Source organism: Lysinibacillus sp. NPDC092081 (assembly GCF_044755845.1).
Taxonomy (GTDB): Bacteria; Bacillota; Bacilli; order Bacillales_A; family Planococcaceae; genus Lysinibacillus.
The window spans coordinates 207,468-226,664 of the sequence record NZ_JBIVRU010000002.1 but is presented as its reverse complement, the minus strand read 5'-3'; the positions used below and the strand labels follow the sequence as shown (position 1 = coordinate 226,664).

Sequence of the window (19,197 nt, the reverse complement as noted above, 5' to 3'; positions counted from 1 at the left end):
TTATTTTTTCTACTTCATCATAAACAATTCATAGCCATTTTTTCCATTTAACTTATTTCAGCGGGTCAAACATCCGCTGAAATAAATTAAAGCCTCCGGTGGATGTCACGAAAATCGGAAAGGAGTTCTTTGTGCAAGCACAAAGCCGATTCCGGACGCAATTATGCCAAGGCATAATTGATTCTTCACCAATCAGGCCAGGATAAAACAAAAAACGCTTAGAGTTCTAAAACTTAAGCGTTTTTGTTACATCATTTTCGCATAAACTTGTGGGTGGAAATACAGCTATTATCATCCGTCAAGAACTTTACTTCAAAATACGTATCTTCAACCTCTACAAGGGTAAAGCTTTTTTCTTTACGACCACGTGGTTTTAATAAACTCCCCGGATTTAAAAATAACACATCATCAATCATTTCTGCCCCAAGAATATGAGAGTGACCAAAGCACGCAATTTGTGCGTCTACCTCTTTGGCACGATATGATAAGGATAAGATTGATGTTTTAACATTGAATAAGTGGCCATGTGTTGCAAAGACTGTTACGTCCTCTAAATCGAATACTGCTTCATCAGGAAAGGCTTTATCGATATCACAATTTCCTCGTACTTTCTTCATGCCATCCAGCGCTTTATGTGAGAAAGGAAGCTCACTATCTCCACAGTGAATCAAAGCATCAACATTTGGGTAAAAGCTACGTACTTTTTCAATCACATCACTATCGCCATGTGTATCACTCATGACCAGTATTTGCATGGATATCACCTCTTATTTTATAAGACTTGGCAATTGTTCCTTCAACTTACGAATCGCATTCCCGCGGTGGGAAATTGCTCCTTTTTCATCGGCAGTTAGCTCTGCCATCATACGGTTTAAGCTTGGGACAAAGAAGACTGGATCATAACCAAATCCGTTTGTACCACGTTTTTCGTGTGCAATGACACCTTCACAAGTACCAAAAACTGTTGTCGTTTCAAAACCAGGCCCCGCAATAGCGATGCAACAGCAGAAGCGGGCTGTACGCTTTTCATCTTCGACATTTTTTAGGTTTTCTAACAACTTAACCATGTTTGCTTCATCATCATGATCACCAGCATAACGTGCAGAATAAACACCAGGTTCACCATTTAATGCATCAACAGCTAAGCCACTATCATCAGCAATAACAATTGTGCCAAGCTCTTTTGCCAATGCTTCTGCCTTTAAGATCGCATTTTCCTCAAAAGTAGTGCCTGTTTCTTCTATTTCCATCTCTGGGGCAACATCAAACATCGTTACTACTTCATAACCAAGTGGACCAAATAATGCTTCGAAATCTTTTGCTTTTCCTTTATTTTTCGTTGCAATGACTACTTGTTTCATGTTATTCATTTCCTCCCACTTTGTTAGCCAATTCACCTAGTGTCTCTTTTTGAAGTGCAATCAATTGTTGAATGCCTTCTTCACCTAACGCCAGTAGTTCATTTAACTCTTCACGAGAAAAGGTTGCTTCTTCACCTGTCCCTTGTAGCTCAACAAATCGTCCTGCTCCTGTCATGACGATATTCATATCTACAGCAGCAGCGACATCTTCAACGTAGTTTAAGTCTAAAATTGCCCCATGATCCTCTACAATACCAACACTCGTTGCAGCTAAATAGTCTGTCACCGGAAATTTCGCTAATTGTTTTTCTTCTGCAACCTTAGCAATTGCCTGTGTCATCGCTACAAATGCTCCTGTTATTGAAGCTGTACGTGTCCCTCCGTCTGCTTGAATCACATCACAGTCAATCCACACAGTACGCTCACCAAGTGCTTCTAAATCAACGACAGCACGTAATGCACGACCGATTAATCGTTGAATTTCCATTGTACGGCCATTTACTTTGCCACGAGATGATTCACGTGCTGTACGCTGTGCTGTTGCACGAGGTAGCATTGAGTATTCTGCAGTGATCCACCCTTTGCCTTGTCCACGTAAAAACCCAGGAACCTTATCTTCTATCGTTGCTGTACAAATTACTTTCGTATTGCCTACTTGAATTAACACTGAGCCTTCTGGGTGCAATAGATACTCACTATCCATTTTCACAGGTCGCAGTGCATCTATATTTCTTCCATCAAATCTTGTCATAGTTTTCGTTCCTCCTAAAATCTTTCGCGCACTCATCTTAACATAATTTTCACCTTCAAAAAAGTGCTCGGTCCCTTATGTACAATGCTAAAAACGGCAAAAATCAGCCTAGCCCCCTAGCTAAGCTGATTTTTTATTTTAATGTCATACGTTTTATATGAAGAGTACCTTGCTCAAGCCAACTTTCAGCTATCGAACGGAAAATTGGAACAGAACCAGTTGCATAAAATTTATGAGCAGGCACAGCGTCTGGGTCAGCCAAAGTACCATTATACGCAAGCATTTCTTGAACATCCTTTGCTGTTTCCTCAGCGGAAGATAGCACAAAAACTTCTTCTCCTACAACAGCTTCAATTTGTTTTTGCAAAATTGGATAGTGCGTACATCCTAGTATGACCGTATCAAATTGTTCGTTTTTTATCGGTTTTAAGCCTTCCGCAATTAATTTATTTGCAAATTCACCTTTATATTCGCCACTTTCTACAAGTGGTACGAATGTAGGGCAAGCAAGTGGAATAATATGAGTTGAAGTATTCAGTGAAAGTAAGGCTTCCTCATACGCCCCACTTTTAATTGTACCTTCTGTTGCAAGCACAACGACTTCATGTCGCTTCGTTTTCTTTACAGCTGCACGTGCGCCAGCATTAATAACGCCTAGTACCGGAAAAGGCATATTTCTTTGTAAACTTTCGAGTGCTACTGCAGTCGCTGTATTACAAGCAATGACGAGCATTTTGATATTCATTTTCTCTAGTGCTTTAGCCATTTGCCAAGTAAAATTTCGTACTTCCTGACGAGTTCTTGGACCATACGGACATCTTGCTGTATCACCAATATAATAGATCGTTTCATTTGGTAATAGCTTCATTATTTCTTTTGCTACGGTTAAACCGCCTACTCCTGAATCAATAACGCCTATCGGGGCATTCATACTTTCCGCCTCAATCCTGTTTCATGTGTACATGTAGTTTTTCTAAATAGCTTGATAATTGCGCGACTTCTTGTTCATTAAAACCAACAAGCTTCTCTTGCAAATAGTGCTGTCTTTTTTCAATAACCTCTTGAATAATACGTTTGCCCTTCTCGAGAAGATGAACAACAACGACACGACGATCATTTTCGTCACGTACTCGCTTGACTAATTCATTTTTCTCCATTCGGTCCACTAGATCTGTTGTTGTACTAAAAGCTAAGTATAATCGATTTGACAAGTCGCCAATTGTTATATCTCCAAGCTCTTCTAACCACTGTAATGCAACAAATTGTGGCGGCGTAATCGCATATTGTGAAACAATCTCTCTTCCTTTTTGCTTCACAATCGCCGCTATATAGCGTAATTCCTTTTCAACCGTTGCAACGGTTTCAGGTGAGTGCTTTGTTACTTCATCCGACATATAACTATTTCACTCCTAAAAATACGTTGAATAGTTCTATTTTGTCGTTTTTTTTCTGAAATAGCAAGTGTCCAATTAGTCTAATTTGAATTCTTCTAAGCGTAACAGCTCAATTAACGCCTGAGATCGATTCGTTACACCTAACTTTTGAATTGTATTGGAAATGTGATTTCGCACTGTTTTTTCACTAATACCAAGTTGCTCTGCAATATCCCTCGTTGTTTTTTCAGCTAATAAAAGCGCAAATATTTCACGTTCTCGGTTCGTTAAAAGAGAACGATGATGAGAGCCATTCATTTTCAGTTACACCCTCCTCCCCCGCACGTATTGTAACTTATGTAAAGGAATGGGGAGCGGTGACGGCTATTTTCATGAATATCTCGTGTTTCTTTAAAAAAATCGGAAATTGCTTCCATACATTAATGAATTTTATGTAAAAATGCAATTTCAACCGTCGAAATCATTGTTTATACTTCTTTTCCCGAGGGACTTTTTCGCAATAATGTAGAAAAATATTACTGTCAATCCATTATGCCTCGGCATAATTGCGTCCGGAGGCTTTAGATTCTGCTGAATGAAGTTAAAACTTTCTACAGATAACTTTCGCGATCCTATATGGACACTAAGTTTGCTATCTGAATTTTTGCTTCTTCAGATAGAGGTACACTCTTCCCAGTTCGAGGGTCCATTTGCACTACCGTACCACGCCCCGTAAAGCAAACCTCATCATGTTGGTTTTTCGCTAAGTAATGAATATCCATTGATGAGTTTCCTACTTTCGCTATCTTCGCATAAACTCTTAGCACATCATCAAAGAAAACCTGCTTCACGTAATCACACTGTAAGTCGGCTACAATCGGAATCCCCTCTACATGTTCATCAATTGCTGATGGCATTAGAACACCTAAATGACGGAAATAATCGATTCGTGCTTGTTCAAAAAATGTAAAGCTAACGGTATTGTTCATATGACCATACATATCCGTTTCTGAAAAACGTACACGGACCTCAATAAAAAATGCAAAATCCTTTGCCCATTCCTGAAAATCTCCGATATAATTTGCTTTCATCTTAACCATCCCCCTAATTTTCATTCGCTTCTTCCCAAAACAACAGATGGAATTAGCAAGTCATAAATGAATCTATATTCATTATAAAGGAAAATACTATATTATCATAGAAAACTCCAATTTTTTCTCGATTTATTCGAAATCTCCTTTTTTTTCAAAAACTCAACAATCCCCGTTCTATTTTTTGCTGTATTGAAGTCATCTTATTTAGTTTATTACTCTTTCTTGAAAATGCCCCTATTCAGAACTCGATATAATGCGAAACTTTAATCGGTGGGTCTTTCCAGTTAATCTATAAAATTGTTTTATATTTACATAAAAAAACCCCCTCACACATTAAGTGTAAGGGGGTTGGGAGTAATAGCTTGTACTATTAGTCTACGTAGTGGTCAGAACCGAAGAAGTTACGGAACATTTGCACTGAAGTTGCACGGTTTAATGATGCGATAGATGTTGTTAGAGGAATACCTTTTGGACAAGCAGCTACACAGTTTTGTGAGTTACCGCAGTTTGCAAGGCCTCCATCACCCATGATCGCATTTAAACGTTGGTCTTTAATCATTGCACCAGTTGGGTGAGTGTTGAATAGACGTACTTGTGATAATGGTGCTGGTCCGATGAATGAAGCTTTTTCAGACACGTTTGGACATGCTTCCATACATACACCACAAGTCATACATTTAGATAATTCATAAGCCCATTGACGTTTACCTTCTGGCATACGTGGACCTTCACCTAAATCATAAGTACCATCGATTGGAACCCATGCTTTAACTTTTTTTAGTGCATTGAACATACGCTCACGGTCAACTTGTAAGTCACGAATAACTGGGAAAGTTTTCATAGGCTCAAGTTTAATTGGCTCAGTCAATTGGTCAACAAGAGTTGAACATGATTGACGTGGGCGGCCATTGATAACCATTGAACATGCACCACAAACTTCTTCAAGACAGTTCATATCCCATGCTACTGGAGAAGTGTTTTCACCATTTTCAGTAACAGGATTTTTTTGAATTTCCATTAAAATAGAAATTACGTTCATACCATGACGGTAAGGCACTTGGAATTTTTGCCAGTAGCCATTGCCGCCTTTTGTATCTTGACGTAAAATTTCCACTTTGACCATTCTTCCAGTATTTGCTGCGATTTGCATAACTTTTAGTCTCCTTTCGCAGAGTAGTCACGTTTACGTGGTGGAATTAATGAAACGTCGACTTCTTGGTACGTGATGATTGGATCACCAGTAGTTGGGTCAAACTTCGCAATTGTTGTTTTTAAGAAGTTCTCATCATCACGGTTCGGGAAATCTGGCTTATAGTGAGCACCGCGAGATTCGTTACGTAGTAATGCACCTTTTGTCATTACTTTTGCTAGGTAAATCATATTTTTCAACTGACGCGTAAAGTGAGCACCTTGGTTACTCCATTTTTGAGTATCGTTGATGTTAATGTTTTCCCAACGTTTTTGGAATTCATCAAGTTTATTCAATGTATCTTGAAGTTGGTCGTTGTAACGTACTACTGTCATAGTAGCTGTCATCATTTCACCAAGCTCTTTATGAAGCAAGTAAGCGTTTTCTGTGCCGTCCATTTTCATGACAGCATCCCACTTAGCTTGTTCTTCTTTAACGCGAGCATCGAATACTTCTTGAGAAATATCTTCAGCATGCTTTTTAAGATGTTTAACATAATCTACTGCGTTTGGTCCAGCAACCATACCGCCATAGATAGCAGATAATAATGAGTTCGCACCAAGACGGTTTGCACCATGTTGAGAATAATCACATTCACCTGCTGCAAATAGACCAGGAATTTCAGTCATTTGGTTGTAGTCAACCCATAATCCACCCATTGAGTAGTGAACTGCTGGGAAAATTTTCATTGGTAATTTACGTGGGTCATCTCCTACGAATTTTTCGTAGATCTCGATGATACCACCTAGTTTAACGTCTAATTCGTGTGGATCTTTATGAGAAAGATCTAGGTATACCATGTTTTCGCCGTTGATACCAAGTTTTTGGTTTACACAAACGTCGAAAATTTCACGTGTTGCAATATCACGTGGTACTAAGTTACCATATGCAGGGTATTTCTCTTCTAAGAAGTACCAAGGCTTACCGTCTTTATATGTCCAAATACGGCCACCTTCACCACGAGCTGATTCTGACATTAGACGGTTTTTGTCATCTCCAGGAATCGCTGTTGGGTGAATTTGGATGAACTCACCATTCGCGTATGAGGCACCTTGTTGGTAAACGATAGAAGCAGCTGAACCTGTATTAATAACAGAGTTTGTTGTTTTACCGAAGATAATACCAGGGCCACCAGTCGCCATAATAACAGCGTCTGCACGGAATGATTTGATTTCTTCTGTACGCATATCTTGCGCTACGATACCACGACATACGCCGTCAGGATCGACTACTGCACCAAGGAATTCCCAGTGCTCATATTTGTTCACTAAACCAGCTACTTCGTGAGAACGAACTTGCTCGTCTAGTGCGTATAGTAATTGCTGACCAGTTGTTGCACCAGAGAAGGCTGTACGGTGCATTAAAGTACCACCGAAACGACGGAAGTCAAGAAGACCTTCTGGTGTACGGTTGAACATTACACCCATACGGTCCATTAAGTGAATGATACCAGGGGCTGCATCACACATACCCTTAACAGGTGGTTGGTTCGCTAAGAAGTCCCCACCATAAACTGTATCATCAAAGTGGATCCAAGGAGAATCCCCTTCACCTTTTGTATTTACCGCACCATTAATTCCGCCCTGCGCACATACAGAGTGTGAGCGTTTTACAGGAACTAATGAGAATAAATCAACTTCAGTACCAACTTCAGCTGCTTTAATCGTTGCCATCAGACCAGCTAGACCGCCGCCGACAACAATTATTTTGCTTTTCGCCATGATTATTTCTCACTCCTCTTAAAAAATTGCAATGATTGCATGTACTCTATAGTAGCTTCTATTACATTAAACGAAAGCTAAAATAGCAGCCACACCAACTACACTTAGAATTACGAAAATAATGTTTGTTACATAAGTAGCAATCTTTTGAGACTGAGGAGATTGTATAATACCCCAGCTTACTAGGAATGCCCATAAACCGTTAGATAAGTGGAAAGTAGCTGATATAATACCAACAATGTAGAATCCAAGCATGAATGGATTAGAGACAATATTCGCCATCATATCGTAATCAACTTCTGTACCAAGCGCTTTTTGAATACGAGTTTGGAAAATATGCCATGCAATGAAGATCACTAAGAATACACCAGTGAAACGTTGTAATGAATACATCCAGTTACGGTATGTGCTGAAACGTCCTGTATTTGGTGTAGCAGTGAATGCAATGTAGACACCATAAAATGCGTGGAACATTAATGGAATATAGATGACAATCCATTCAACTAGGATAAGGAATGGAATCTTTTCCATATTTGCGGTAGCTGCGTTGTAACTTTCTGCTCCGCCTGTTGCTGTAAAGTTAATTAACAGGTGCATCGTTAAAAACAGACCTACTGGTATGATCCCAAGTAGAGAATGTAAGCGACGCCATAAAAACTCTCGATCTTTCGACAAGACTGTTACCCCCCTTAGTACTTAAAATAGCACAACAAAAGAAGTCATCATTTTGTAACTGATACTTCATTGACTGTGTATTTCATCATGGTACAATATTATGACATGTTTATTGTACTCTCAAGAGCTACGAGCGTCAAGGCAACTAAGAGTTTTTCACAATCCTTATTAAAGAAACAATCTAGTACATGATGCTTCGTTTTTTCTCGAAAAATCTATCTTTACTTTATCAGTGTCAAATTTTAAGAAAATTCTAAGAAAGAAGGATTTAAATGTTAAACACTTCATCACCTACAATCTCAGCATTTGGCTATGAGATAATTCGCGATTATATTTTATCTTCTATTCTTGGTAAACATGAAGGAGATGTACTTTACTGGGCAGGAAAAGATCTAGCTCGGAAGTTCCCATGTAAAAGTCAAGAAGAACTTATCGCATTTTTCGCAGATGCCTGCTGGGGTAATTTAGAACTTGTCAAAGAATCGAAGGATGGCCGTATATTCCAGTTGACAAATGATCCAGAACTGTTACAAATCGGTCTTCGTAGCTTTAGACTTGAAGCAGGATTTATAGCTGAACAAATCCAGCAAGCAAAAGGTTATTTAACAGAATGCTATGATGAAAAACGCGAAAAGCAACAGAACGTTATGTTTACAGTAAAATGGGACGTCAAAGAACGAATCATGAACACCGTTCCTACAGAATAAAACGAAAAGGATTGTCATCCGAAATTTATGGATGACAATCCTTTTTATGTATGCTAAATATATAAGATTAATAGAGAGAAGACTGACGGAACGGAAATCAACCCCTCGTTTTGATCACGAATCATTTTTATATTTATAGTTGTGCATGTCTTTCTTTTAAGAGCACATCTATTAACGATATAAATGCTTCTAAAATACTAAGTGAGTGTTGAATCATTTCCTCTAAGTTACTAATTGACAGTTCATTCACTAATTTTTGTGCGGCCATATGTACTAATTCATGAGGTTGTTCTATATGACGATATTCTGGTAAATTCTGATATTCCTCAAAATGTCCATAATACCATTTCCCAAACATACATTGATGATGCGTCTTTAAAGTTTCTTTATGACCAGCCTTTTGAATAGCATTTCGTAAAAAGCTAGCATGATCCATTAACCTTGCGGCCAATTGGCTAACTACCGTTTGCTCTGAGGGCTTTCTGATTGTCGGTGCAATAGCTTTTAACATTTCAGATACTTGATTTTGTATTATATCCGAGAAGTCACTAGTATGTGATAATTCCGTCGTTGTTTCCGCTAAACGACCTACAGCTATTACATTTTCTTCTGATGCAGCTGTTATTTGATGAATTCCATGTGCTGCTTCTTCAATATTTTTACTTGTTACAGTCAGATTAGCAATATTGTTCTTCATGATACTTAAAAAGTCAGTTAAATAATGTTCGACTTGTTTAATATTTGTTATTGTATTATGTAATTTCTTATCAATGACTGATCGAATTTTCGTCATTTCTTGCAATGAACCTTTCGAGCTGTTGGCTAACTTCCCTACTTCCATCGCGACAACATTAAAGCCCTTTCCATGCTCACCAGCTCGCGCGGCTTCAATAGAGGCATTTAAGGATAGTAGTTGTGTTTGATCGGCAATCCCGGTTACCCCTTTACCGATATCATCCATTTTAGTTATTTCATCATTCAATTGCTCTGTTGAATGAGCTCCTTTAGCCAACAACTCCTGAACCATTTCACCTTTTGAAATGGATGATTCCATTTCCTCTACAAGGTATAATGAATGCTGTTTTATTTCTTGAATATTTGCATTAACATTTTGCTCAACCGCAAGCATCTCTTCTGTATTTGACGACATTTCTTCACTCATTGCGGAAATATCCCCTACACTCGTTGAGACATGTTGAACCTTTAAAGCCGTTTGAAAATTAATTAACTCCATATGCGCTAGTACAAAGTCTAAAATCGCATTTTTCACATCAATGCTTTCCTGCTCAAGTTCCAATTCCAGAATTCGCTTTTTTAATATTTGTATTTCTAAATCGTTGTCTCTTTCAACGCTTTCATCCATTGTTTTTTGAAATAAACCGAATAATACCATACAAACTCCCACCTTCCCCTTGGTAAAACATGTCACTTTTTATTATATAACAATAAAATTGGATAAAATATTAAATTGATGTGAACAAAAAAAGATGTGCCTTTTTCAGACACATCCTATTCAAAATTATATGTAAAGCGTTTGTTCTAAGTTAAATTCATCATGTAATGCATTTGCTGCACGAATCATTTCGTCCTGAGGAACAACGACAGACACTTTTATTTCAGAAGTACTGACCATTTTTACAGGGATACCTTCACGACGTAGACGATCAAACATTCGGGCAGCCACCCCTGGATTAGATGCCATTCCTGAGCCAATAATTGAGACTTTTGCTAAGCCAATTTCAAAATCAGCAAAACTAAACCCTAATGATAATTTACTATCTTCTAGGACACGTAATGCTTCAGCGAACTCCTCTTTTAAAATGGTAAATGATACAGTTGGCTTTAAGCCATCAATTATTGCTTGTACGATTATATCGACGTTTATGCAATTTTCTGCAAGTATTGTGAACATATCTGCTAATGAAGCATTGGAATAAGCATCATAACCAACTGTTAAGCGAATAATGTCTGACTCATAGGCAACACCACGTACAATTAAATTTTTCTCCATTTCAACTTCCTCCTTCAATAAAGTACCTACTGTATCTATTTCGCTCGACAGAATGATAACCGGGATTTGAAACTTCTTTGCTAACTCTACAGCTCGTGGGTGTAAAATTTGTGATCCTAAGTTTGATAGCTCTAGCATCTCATCGTAGGAAATTTCTTTTAACTTTTGTGCCCCAGCAACATGATTTGGATCAGCTGTATAGACTCCATCCACATTCGTGTAAATATCTACCCGCTCCGCCTTCAATTTTGCTGCAATAGCTATAGCCGACGTTTCCGCACCACCTTTACCTAACGTCGTAATATTCCGTAAATTATCGATACCCTGTTCCCCAGCAACGATTACGATTTTCCCCTGTACAAAATACTCTTCTATTCGACTAGCATCCATCTCATCAATACGGGCATTACTATACATAGCATCGGTTTCAATGCCTGCCTGCCAGCCTGTTAATGACACTGCATCGTATCCTTCCTCCTGTAAAGCAATTGCCACTAATGTACTTGTAAGTTGTGAGCTTGTTGAAAATAGTGCGTCTAGTTCACGCTTAGATGCGTTGTCTGATAGATCACGAGCCATCTTTGCTAATTCTTTAGCCATACCCCTCATAGCTGTAGTGACAACGACAACATCAAAACCTCTTTCCTTTTCTACAATCGCCTTTTTCGCAACATTTCGAATGTGCTCTGTTGATGCTAATGTAGCACCACCAAATTTCATCACAATTCTCGCCATCTTTATCATTCTCCTTCGTATTCAATCATTTCGCTGATTATAAAGTAGCTATACTTTTGTGGCTCTTCACCAAATTAACGCTGCAAAAGCAAATAGCGCCCTTGAAATAATACGGTTGGCATCACCTCTTAGGTCAGAGTAACTACCTTGAAAAAAGGTTGTCTCTAGAAAGCAAAAAAAGGCAGCTCTCACATAACGTGAAAGCTGCCTATAACATGTACAATAATAGTAACTTGCGCATGTGTGATAGCTCTCCGAAACGATTAGAATCGACAGTCTTACATCTCTTAAATGTAAAACCAGCACAGCATCGGAATCAACGATGCTCCACTTCGGCAAGCTTCCCTTTCATACGTTTTCACTGGACTTGTTCGTCCTCGAACGTACTACTCTTAAACCTTGCACCTCTATCATCACTAAATAGTGAAGTATTTAATTGAACCTTAGTGAAGAAATTTCCAATTTAATAAGTAGAAACTACTGAAAAACTAAGGCACGGTATATAACATTGCTATACTGAAGGGGCAATGTTATATACAACCTTAGCATACGTCTAATCCTTTGACAACGTCTCTTGTTGAAAATAAGCATAGATATTGCTAGCTAGATTAGCTGGCATCCCGGCTTCCTGTAATGCCTGCATACTTGCCTCACGAATTTTTTTGACAGAGCCAAAATGCTTAAGTAATTGCTGTTTTCGCTTTGGACCAATGCCCTCTATATGATCGAGGACAGATTGTATAGCATGCTTCTCGTGCTGCTGTCGCAAGAAGGTAATAGCAAAGCGGTGTACTTCGTCCTGAATTCGTTGCAGTAAGTAGAATCCATCACTTGTACGCTTTAACGCAATTACTTCAGGTGGATCACCAAATAAAAGCTGTGACGTATTATGCTTTTCATCTTTTGCTAATCCAGCAATTGGAATGACAAGGCCGAGTTCATCCTCTAATACTTCTCGTGCGACTTCCATTTGCCCCTTCCCACCGTCAATTAGTACTAAATCTGGCAAAGGTAGACCTTCCTTTAATACTCGTGTGTAACGACGACGGATTACTTCCTGCATTGCTCCGTAATCATCGTGCTTGGCAGCTGTACGTGTTTTGTACTTTCGATACTCCTTCTTTGCAGGTTTTCCATCGATAAATACAACCATTGCAGATACAGCATCTGTCCCATGCATATGGCTATTATCGAAAGCTTCAATCCGTAAAGGCGTAGAAATGCTCATAGCTTCACCAAGTGCCTCACATGCTCCTATAGTGCGTTCTTCCTGACGTTCAATAAGTTGGAACTTCGCTGCTACAGCAATTTCAGCATTTTTCGTCGCTAATTCAACTAGCTCTTTTTTTTGTCCACGTTTTGGTGTCAGTACCTTAACTTCTAGTAATTCCGTTAAAATATCTGCATCAATAGATTGTGGGATAAAGATCTCCTTAGGCTTAATGTGCTCTAGTTTTTCGTAAAATCGTCCAACGAACGTTAAAAATTCCTCTTCTGCCTCTTGATAAATTGGGAAAATCGAGACATCTCGCTCAATGAGCTTTCCTTGACGGACAAAGAAAACTTGAACACACATCCAGCCCTTCTCGACGGCATAGCCAAATACATCGCGGTTAGTTGTATCACTTGAGACGATTTTTTGCTTTTGCATGACTGTATCGATATGTGCAATTTGATCACGAAATTCCTTTGCACGCTCAAACTCTAAATTTTCTGCGGCCGCTAGCATTTTTACCTCTAGCTCCTTTTTGACTTCCTCAACCCCACCATTTAAAAATTTTGTCATATCCTCAATCATATCGTGGTAAACTTCAGCATCAATATCCTTCACACAAGGGGCTAGACATTGCCCCATGTGATAATACAAACAAACCTTGGTAGGGAGTTGTACACATTTTCGCAGAGGATATAAACGATCTAGCAGCTTTTTCGTCTCACTTGCTGCATACGCATTCGGATAAGGACCAAAATATTTTGCCTTATCCTTTTTCACTTTTCGTGTTGTAATAAGACGTGGGTGTTTTTCATTTGTAATTTTTAAATACGGATACGTTTTATCATCCGTCAGCATAATATTGTACTTCGGATCATGTAGTTTTATAAGATTAAGCTCTAAAATTAAAGCTTCAATATTGGAGGATGTCACAATGTACTCAAAATCTTCTATTTCGCTTACAAGTCTTTGTGTTTTCCCTTCATGCGTACCAGTAAAATACGAGCGTACTCGATTTTTCAGCACTTTTGCTTTCCCGACATAAATAATGGTTCCTTGTCGATCTTTCATCAAATAGCAGCCAGGCTGATCTGGTAAAATTTCAAGCTTTCGTTTAATTAAATCATTCATCGCCTACCTGCCCCCCTTTTTCTTAAAATAGCGTTCGTTCCCTAAATACAGCTTTGTATACCACATTGTCTGCTTCTAAGGATAACGTTCGCTTTTTCTCTATATTATATAACGAAAAAAAGCCAAGCACATCTTATTGATGGCTTGACTCTTTTTTTCTTACAGATTAAGCATGTTTTGCGATAAATGCTTCTAACGCTTCTTTTGGTTGGAAACCAACAGTTTTATCTACTATTTCACCGTCTTTGAATAATAGTAATGATGGGATAGACATAATTTGGTATTGAGCTGCAGTACCTTGGTTGTTATCTACATCTACTTTTACAATTTTAGCCGCACTACCTGCAGCGTCCATTTCTTCAAGAACTGGTCCAATCATTTTACAAGGTCCGCACCAAGCAGCCCAAAAGTCTACTAGTACTAACCCTTCTTTAATATCGTCTTGGAAAGTTGCATCTGTTGCATGTACAATTGCCATTTGAAATCCTCCTTAAACTTACTATGTTTGTAGTATAGCATGGATAAATTCTCTTGAGCGAACAATCTGCCTAGTATGCATAATTTATGAAAAACAAGGTCGAAAATGGCATTAAACTGATTTGTTATTTAGCCTCATTTTCTTGAAAACGACCTTTAAAGACATACGTTAACGTAATAAAGAGATAAATAGCTAATGTAATACCTGTTACGATAATAGATGTTGTAAAAATAATACCAATCAGGATTGCACTTAACGCAATAATAGCGATCCAAGTTGTATAAGGGTACCATTTCACAGTATAGGTACTTGTTTTTTCCGGCTGTTTTTTACGCGATTTCAGATGCGCAATCGCAATAATTAACCAAATAAATAACACTGTATATCCAAGTGAACCCATTAGGAAATCAAAGGTTTTGCTTCCCGCAAATAAAGAAAATATTACAGCCATATATAAAGCTAACGTACACATAAATATGGCATATACAGGAACCTTTCTTTTTGATAAGTGGGCAAAGATTTTAGGAACACGCCCGTCCACAGCTTGTGTATACAGAACGCGTGATGAACCATAAAGTCCAGAGTTCATTGATGAAATAATGGCAAGTAAAACAACAGCGTTCATAATATGGTCAGCACCAGGAATCCCAATCATTTTAAAAACCATTACAAACGGACTTTCTGGTACCCCGTTTACTTCATTCCAAGGAATCAAGCTAACGATAATAAAGAAAGGAATTAAATAAAAAGTCACAATACGTACTAATGTACTGCGAACAGCTTTTGGCACTACTTTCTCTGGATTTTTCGTTTCAGCTAATGTAATACCAATAATTTCAGTACCACCATAAGAATAAATAACTACAAGCATTGCAGCAATCAACCCCATTGATCCGTTCGGGAAGAAACCGCCATGTTCCGTTAAATTGGAAAAACCAACCGCTGTATGATTACCAAAAGTAACAAGCAATAATATTAATCCCGCTATGATGAACACCACAATAACGGTAATTTTAATTAACGCCAGCCAATATTCAGTTTCAGCAAACACTTTCACTGATAACAAGTTAATAGCTGTAACTAACACCGAAACAGATAATGCAAGTATCCAAATTGGGTAATCTGGCAACCAATATTGAATAAAAATGGCAGCAACTATAGATTCTGCCGCAATATTTAACACCCACATTTTCCAATAGATCCAATCTAGAAAATAAGCTGGATACTTTCCTAAAACGGCTTGCACTAAATCTCTAAATGTTCTCGCTTCGCTATTGCGGACAGCCATTTCTGCTAAACCTTGCATAACAAATAGCAGAATAATCCCACCAATTAAGTACGCAATAAGTACTGATGGACCTGCCATATCAATGGCTGTACTGCTTCCTTTAAACAACCCTGCACCAATGGCACCACCTAAAGCCATCATCGTAATATGCCGTGAGGTCATCGTTCTCTTTAATTTCTGATTGTCATTTTCCATTTCCTTACCTCCTAAATTGAACAAATGCGCTAAAGCGCTCGTTTACATCCGACAAGCGCTGGAGAGCCCGAAGCAAAAGTAAGTGCTCCTCCACTTTTGCCCGAGGGATCGAAGCGACCTCGAGGATGTAGCGCTTTAGCCTAGACGAAAACAAAAAAGGCATATCGTCTCTTCTTTCCTTCATTATCAAATGAAAGAAGAGACGATATGCCATAAGCAAACCGCGGTACCACTCTAATTGGTTCTTAAAGAACCCTGCTTAAAAACCTAATAACGAAGGTTAACCGTCCAACAAATAGAATATTCTGCAAATTCCATTTATCTTACCGCTCCTAGGCAAGTTCAAAGTCTTATTGGACTGCGTTGCACCAACCCGCAGCTCTCTTCACCAAATAATGAGCTTTTACTACTCCTAATCTTTGCGTTTCAAATTGATTTAAATTAATATTCATCACTATACGTTCTAAAATTAATTATGTCAACATTTTATTTTGCAATAACTTTAAAAAATCAAAAAATTCAACAAAAAAAGCAGGGAAGATACATCCTCCCTGCTACAAATATCATTAATCAGGCATTCACTTTTAACGCTTTAAATTCTTCGATTAGAAGAGGCACTACCTCAAATAAATCACCTACGATACCGTAGTCCGCAACTTTGAAAATATTTGCTTCTGGATCTTTATTAATCGCAACGATTACTTTTGAGTTTGACATACCCGCTAAGTGCTGAATTGCTCCAGAAATACCTGCTGCGATGTAAAGATCTGGTGTTACTACCTTACCTGTTTGACCGATTTGAAGTGAGTAGTCACAATATTCAGCATCACATGCACCACGTGAAGCACCCACTGCACCACCAAGTAAATCCGCTAGCTCTTTTAATGGTTCAAAACCTTCATCAGATTTTACGCCACGACCACCTGCTACAACTACTTTTGCCTCAGAAAGATCGACACCCTCTGAAGATTTTCGTACTACCTCTTTAATGATTGTACGAAGGTTTGTAATATCTACAGTAACAGAAGTGATGTCACCTGATTTACCGGCAACTTTTTCTAATGGTGCAATATTATTTGGACGAACTGAGGCTAAAACCAAACCGTCTTTTACTTTAATTTTTTCAAAAGCTTTACCAGAGTAAATTGGACGGATGAATACAACATCATCGCCAGCACCTTCAATAGACGTTACATCAGATACAAGACCTGCTTGTAATTTACTTGCAATTTTTGGTGATAAATCTTTACCGTTTGCAGTATGACCAAATACGATACCAGCTGGTTTTTCTTCCTCAATTACTGCTAATAAAGCTTGACCATAGCCATCAGATGTATATTGTTTTAAATGTGGATGCTCCACCGTTACAACACGATCAGCACCATATTCAAATAATGCGCCTGTTAAGCTTGCTACGGCATCCCCTAAAAGAACACCCACAACCTCACCACCATCTGCGATTTGCTTTGCAGCTGCAATTGCTTCGAAAGAAACATTACGTAAGCTTCCTTCACGAACTTCACCTAATACTAATACTTTTTTTGACATAGTATATTCCCTCCGTTACCCTTTAAGATTCGATTTGCGTTATCAGATGACTTAAACTACTTTCGCCTCTGTATGAAGTAGGTTTACTAGTTCTTTTACTTGTGCAGAAAGTTCGCCTTCAAGAACACGACCTGCTGCCTTTTGAGCTGGTAAGAAAATATCAACTGTTTCTACCTTAACTTCTACATTATCTTCATCGATATCTAGATCATCTAACTCAAGTTCTGCAAGCGGTTTCTTCTTCGCTTTCATAATACCTGGTAAAGATGGATAACGTGGCTCGTTTAAACCTTGCTGAGCTGTTACTAAAAGTGGTAAAGATGTCTCGATAACTTCTGAGTCACCTTCAATATCGCGTACAATTTTCGCAGATGTTCCGTCAATTTCAAGTTTTGTAATTGTTGTTACATAGTTAATACCTAGTAAATCTGCAACACGAGGTCCTATTTGACCAGAGCCTCCGTCAATTGCAACGTTTCCTGTTAAAATTAAATCAGCGTCTTTATCTTTTAAATATTCAGCTAAAATATATGCTGCTGCATTTTGATCCAGTTCATCTAGATCGTCTTCTGTATTAATAAGAACTGCTTCATCTGCTCCCATTGCAAGAGCTGTGCGCAATTGCTTCTCTGTATCTTCGCCACCAATTGACACAACTGTTACTTTACCACCAGCAGCGTCACGTACTTGGATTGCCTCTTCAATAGCATATTCATCGTAAGGATTGATGATGAACTCTGCGCCATCCTCTTGGATTTTACCACCCGACACAACAATTTTTTCTTCTGTATCAAACGTACGTTTAATTAATGCAAAAATATTCATATATCCATACCTCCTGCAACGTTTTTTATTTCTAAGTAAACTTATAAATATTATATATTTTCAGTGTCGATAACGTCGATAACACTTTTTCAAGTCGCTATCGACACTGATGGAATATTATTTACCAGTAAACACAGGCTCGCGTTTTTCAATAAATGCTTGAATTCCCTCTTTGGCATCTTCCGAAACGAATACTGTGCCAAAGGATTTTGCTTCTGCCTCAATACCTTCATAAAACGAAGCATGCTTAGCATATTGCAATGTTTGAATAGCTGCTTTTAAAGCAACCGGGCTCTTCTTCGCAATTTTCTTCGCTACCTTTAGCGTTTCTTCCAATAATGCTTCATCTGTAAATGCACGATTCGCTAAACCCCATTGTACAGCTTCTGTACCAGAAATCGGCTCACTTGTAAACATCATTTCCGCAGCTTTTGCAACCCCTACATATCGTGGTAGACGTTGTGTACCCCCGAAACCTGGAATAAGACCTAATTGTAATTCAGGTAGCCCTAATTTCGCAGATTCTGTCACAAAGCGCAGATGACAGCTCATTGCTAGTTCAAGGCCCCCACCTAATGCAGCACCATGAATTGCAGCAATAATAGGTTTAGAGAACGATTCAACTCGCTCAAAAACTTGTTGACCATTGCTTGCTAGCTTTGAAAATTCATCACCAGATGTAACCTCTGTAAATTCTTTAATGTCTGCACCAGCTGAGAAGAAACGACCTTCGCCATGAAGTACAAGGACACGTACTGTGTCATCATTTTCTACGGCATCTAGCACAGCATTTACTTCGGCAATGATTCCACGAGATAATGCGTTTGCTGGCGGGCGTGCAATTGTAATAATCGCTACTCCATCCTCTGCTTTCCAACTTAGAAATTCCATTTCTCCACATC

General features: G+C 38.5%; 19 protein-coding genes, 1 riboswitch and 1 other annotated feature. Of the genes, 1 reads left to right on the top strand and 18 read right to left on the bottom strand.

The window, feature by feature from the left end; translation table 11 throughout:
• Positions 1-251: 251 nt before the first annotated feature.
• From ACIQLB_RS05845 to ACIQLB_RS05800, 10 genes are all read right to left on the bottom strand, one after another.
• Positions 252-755 carry a metallophosphoesterase gene (locus tag ACIQLB_RS05845; protein WP_400722259.1) on the bottom strand — a complete coding sequence of 168 codons (504 nt, stop codon included), beginning with the start codon at positions 753-755 and terminating at the stop codon, positions 252-254.
• 12 nt (positions 756-767) lie between these two features.
• A complete protein-coding gene (locus ACIQLB_RS05840; RefSeq protein WP_400722257.1) occupies positions 768-1,361 on the bottom strand; it encodes an XTP/dITP diphosphatase in 594 nt (197 codons plus the stop codon).
• Position 1,362: 1 nt separating this feature from the next.
• Positions 1,363-2,112 carry a ribonuclease PH gene (gene rph, locus ACIQLB_RS05835; protein WP_400722254.1) on the bottom strand — a complete coding sequence of 250 codons (750 nt, stop codon included), beginning with the start codon at positions 2,110-2,112 and terminating at the stop codon, positions 1,363-1,365.
• Positions 2,113-2,245: 133 nt separating this feature from the next.
• Positions 2,246-3,043: a glutamate racemase gene (gene racE, locus ACIQLB_RS05830; RefSeq protein WP_400722251.1), complete on the bottom strand. Its 798-nt coding sequence runs from the start codon at positions 3,041-3,043 to the stop codon at positions 2,246-2,248.
• 10 nt (positions 3,044-3,053) lie between these two features.
• Positions 3,054-3,506 carry a MarR family winged helix-turn-helix transcriptional regulator gene (locus ACIQLB_RS05825; protein WP_400722249.1) on the bottom strand — a complete coding sequence of 151 codons (453 nt, stop codon included), beginning with the start codon at positions 3,504-3,506 and terminating at the stop codon, positions 3,054-3,056.
• A 75-nt stretch (positions 3,507-3,581) separates the two neighbouring features.
• Positions 3,582-3,803: a helix-turn-helix domain-containing protein gene (locus ACIQLB_RS05820; protein ID WP_004226437.1), complete on the bottom strand. Its 222-nt coding sequence runs from the start codon at positions 3,801-3,803 to the stop codon at positions 3,582-3,584.
• A 314-nt stretch (positions 3,804-4,117) separates the two neighbouring features.
• Positions 4,118-4,576, bottom strand: coding sequence for an acyl-CoA thioesterase (locus tag ACIQLB_RS05815; protein WP_400722244.1), 459 nt, complete (start codon positions 4,574-4,576; stop codon positions 4,118-4,120).
• Between the two features lie 373 nt (positions 4,577-4,949).
• Positions 4,950-5,729 (bottom strand): succinate dehydrogenase iron-sulfur subunit, encoded by a 780-nt coding sequence (gene sdhB, locus ACIQLB_RS05810; RefSeq protein WP_400722241.1) that lies wholly within the window; start codon positions 5,727-5,729, stop codon positions 4,950-4,952.
• Positions 5,730-5,734: 5 nt separating this feature from the next.
• Entirely contained in the window at positions 5,735-7,489 is a 1,755-nt protein-coding gene (sdhA, locus tag ACIQLB_RS05805) for a succinate dehydrogenase flavoprotein subunit (RefSeq protein WP_400722238.1), read from the bottom strand.
• Between the two features lie 66 nt (positions 7,490-7,555).
• Positions 7,556-8,164 (bottom strand): succinate dehydrogenase cytochrome b558 subunit, encoded by a 609-nt coding sequence (locus tag ACIQLB_RS05800; protein ID WP_400722235.1) that lies wholly within the window; start codon positions 8,162-8,164, stop codon positions 7,556-7,558.
• A gap of 272 nt (positions 8,165-8,436) precedes the next feature.
• Here ACIQLB_RS05800 and ACIQLB_RS05795 point away from each other — a divergent pair, with 272 nt between their 5' ends.
• Positions 8,437-8,871: a YslB family protein gene (locus ACIQLB_RS05795; protein ID WP_400722232.1), complete on the top strand. Its 435-nt coding sequence runs from the start codon at positions 8,437-8,439 to the stop codon at positions 8,869-8,871.
• Positions 8,872-9,004: 133 nt separating this feature from the next.
• Here ACIQLB_RS05795 and ACIQLB_RS05790 read toward each other — a convergent pair whose 3' ends face one another.
• From ACIQLB_RS05790 to ACIQLB_RS05755, 8 genes are all read right to left on the bottom strand, one after another.
• A complete protein-coding gene (locus ACIQLB_RS05790; protein ID WP_400722229.1) occupies positions 9,005-10,264 on the bottom strand; it encodes a methyl-accepting chemotaxis protein in 1,260 nt (419 codons plus the stop codon).
• Positions 10,265-10,390: 126 nt separating this feature from the next.
• Positions 10,391-11,617 carry an aspartate kinase gene (locus tag ACIQLB_RS05785; protein ID WP_400722226.1) on the bottom strand — a complete coding sequence of 409 codons (1,227 nt, stop codon included), beginning with the start codon at positions 11,615-11,617 and terminating at the stop codon, positions 10,391-10,393.
• Positions 11,618-11,856: 239 nt separating this feature from the next.
• Positions 11,857-12,035: riboswitch (Lysine riboswitch) on the bottom strand.
• Positions 12,036-12,170: 135 nt separating this feature from the next.
• Positions 12,171-13,961 (bottom strand): excinuclease ABC subunit UvrC, encoded by a 1,791-nt coding sequence (uvrC, locus tag ACIQLB_RS05780; protein WP_400722223.1) that lies wholly within the window; start codon positions 13,959-13,961, stop codon positions 12,171-12,173.
• A 166-nt stretch (positions 13,962-14,127) separates the two neighbouring features.
• Positions 14,128-14,439 (bottom strand): thioredoxin, encoded by a 312-nt coding sequence (trxA, locus tag ACIQLB_RS05775; protein ID WP_142508860.1) that lies wholly within the window; start codon positions 14,437-14,439, stop codon positions 14,128-14,130.
• A 124-nt stretch (positions 14,440-14,563) separates the two neighbouring features.
• Complete coding sequence (locus tag ACIQLB_RS05770) at positions 14,564-15,922, bottom strand: amino acid permease (protein ID WP_400722219.1); 1,359 nt, start codon at positions 15,920-15,922, stop codon at positions 14,564-14,566.
• 195 nt (positions 15,923-16,117) lie between these two features.
• Positions 16,118-16,351, bottom strand: a binding site (T-box leader).
• A gap of 141 nt (positions 16,352-16,492) precedes the next feature.
• Complete coding sequence (locus ACIQLB_RS05765; protein WP_400722216.1) at positions 16,493-17,470, bottom strand: electron transfer flavoprotein subunit alpha/FixB family protein; 978 nt, start codon at positions 17,468-17,470, stop codon at positions 16,493-16,495.
• 51 nt (positions 17,471-17,521) lie between these two features.
• Positions 17,522-18,295 (bottom strand): electron transfer flavoprotein subunit beta/FixA family protein, encoded by a 774-nt coding sequence (locus ACIQLB_RS05760; protein ID WP_400722213.1) that lies wholly within the window; start codon positions 18,293-18,295, stop codon positions 17,522-17,524.
• Between the two features lie 117 nt (positions 18,296-18,412).
• Positions 18,413-19,186 (bottom strand): enoyl-CoA hydratase, encoded by a 774-nt coding sequence (locus tag ACIQLB_RS05755; RefSeq protein ID WP_400722210.1) that lies wholly within the window; start codon positions 19,184-19,186, stop codon positions 18,413-18,415.
• Positions 19,187-19,197 lie beyond the last annotated feature (11 nt).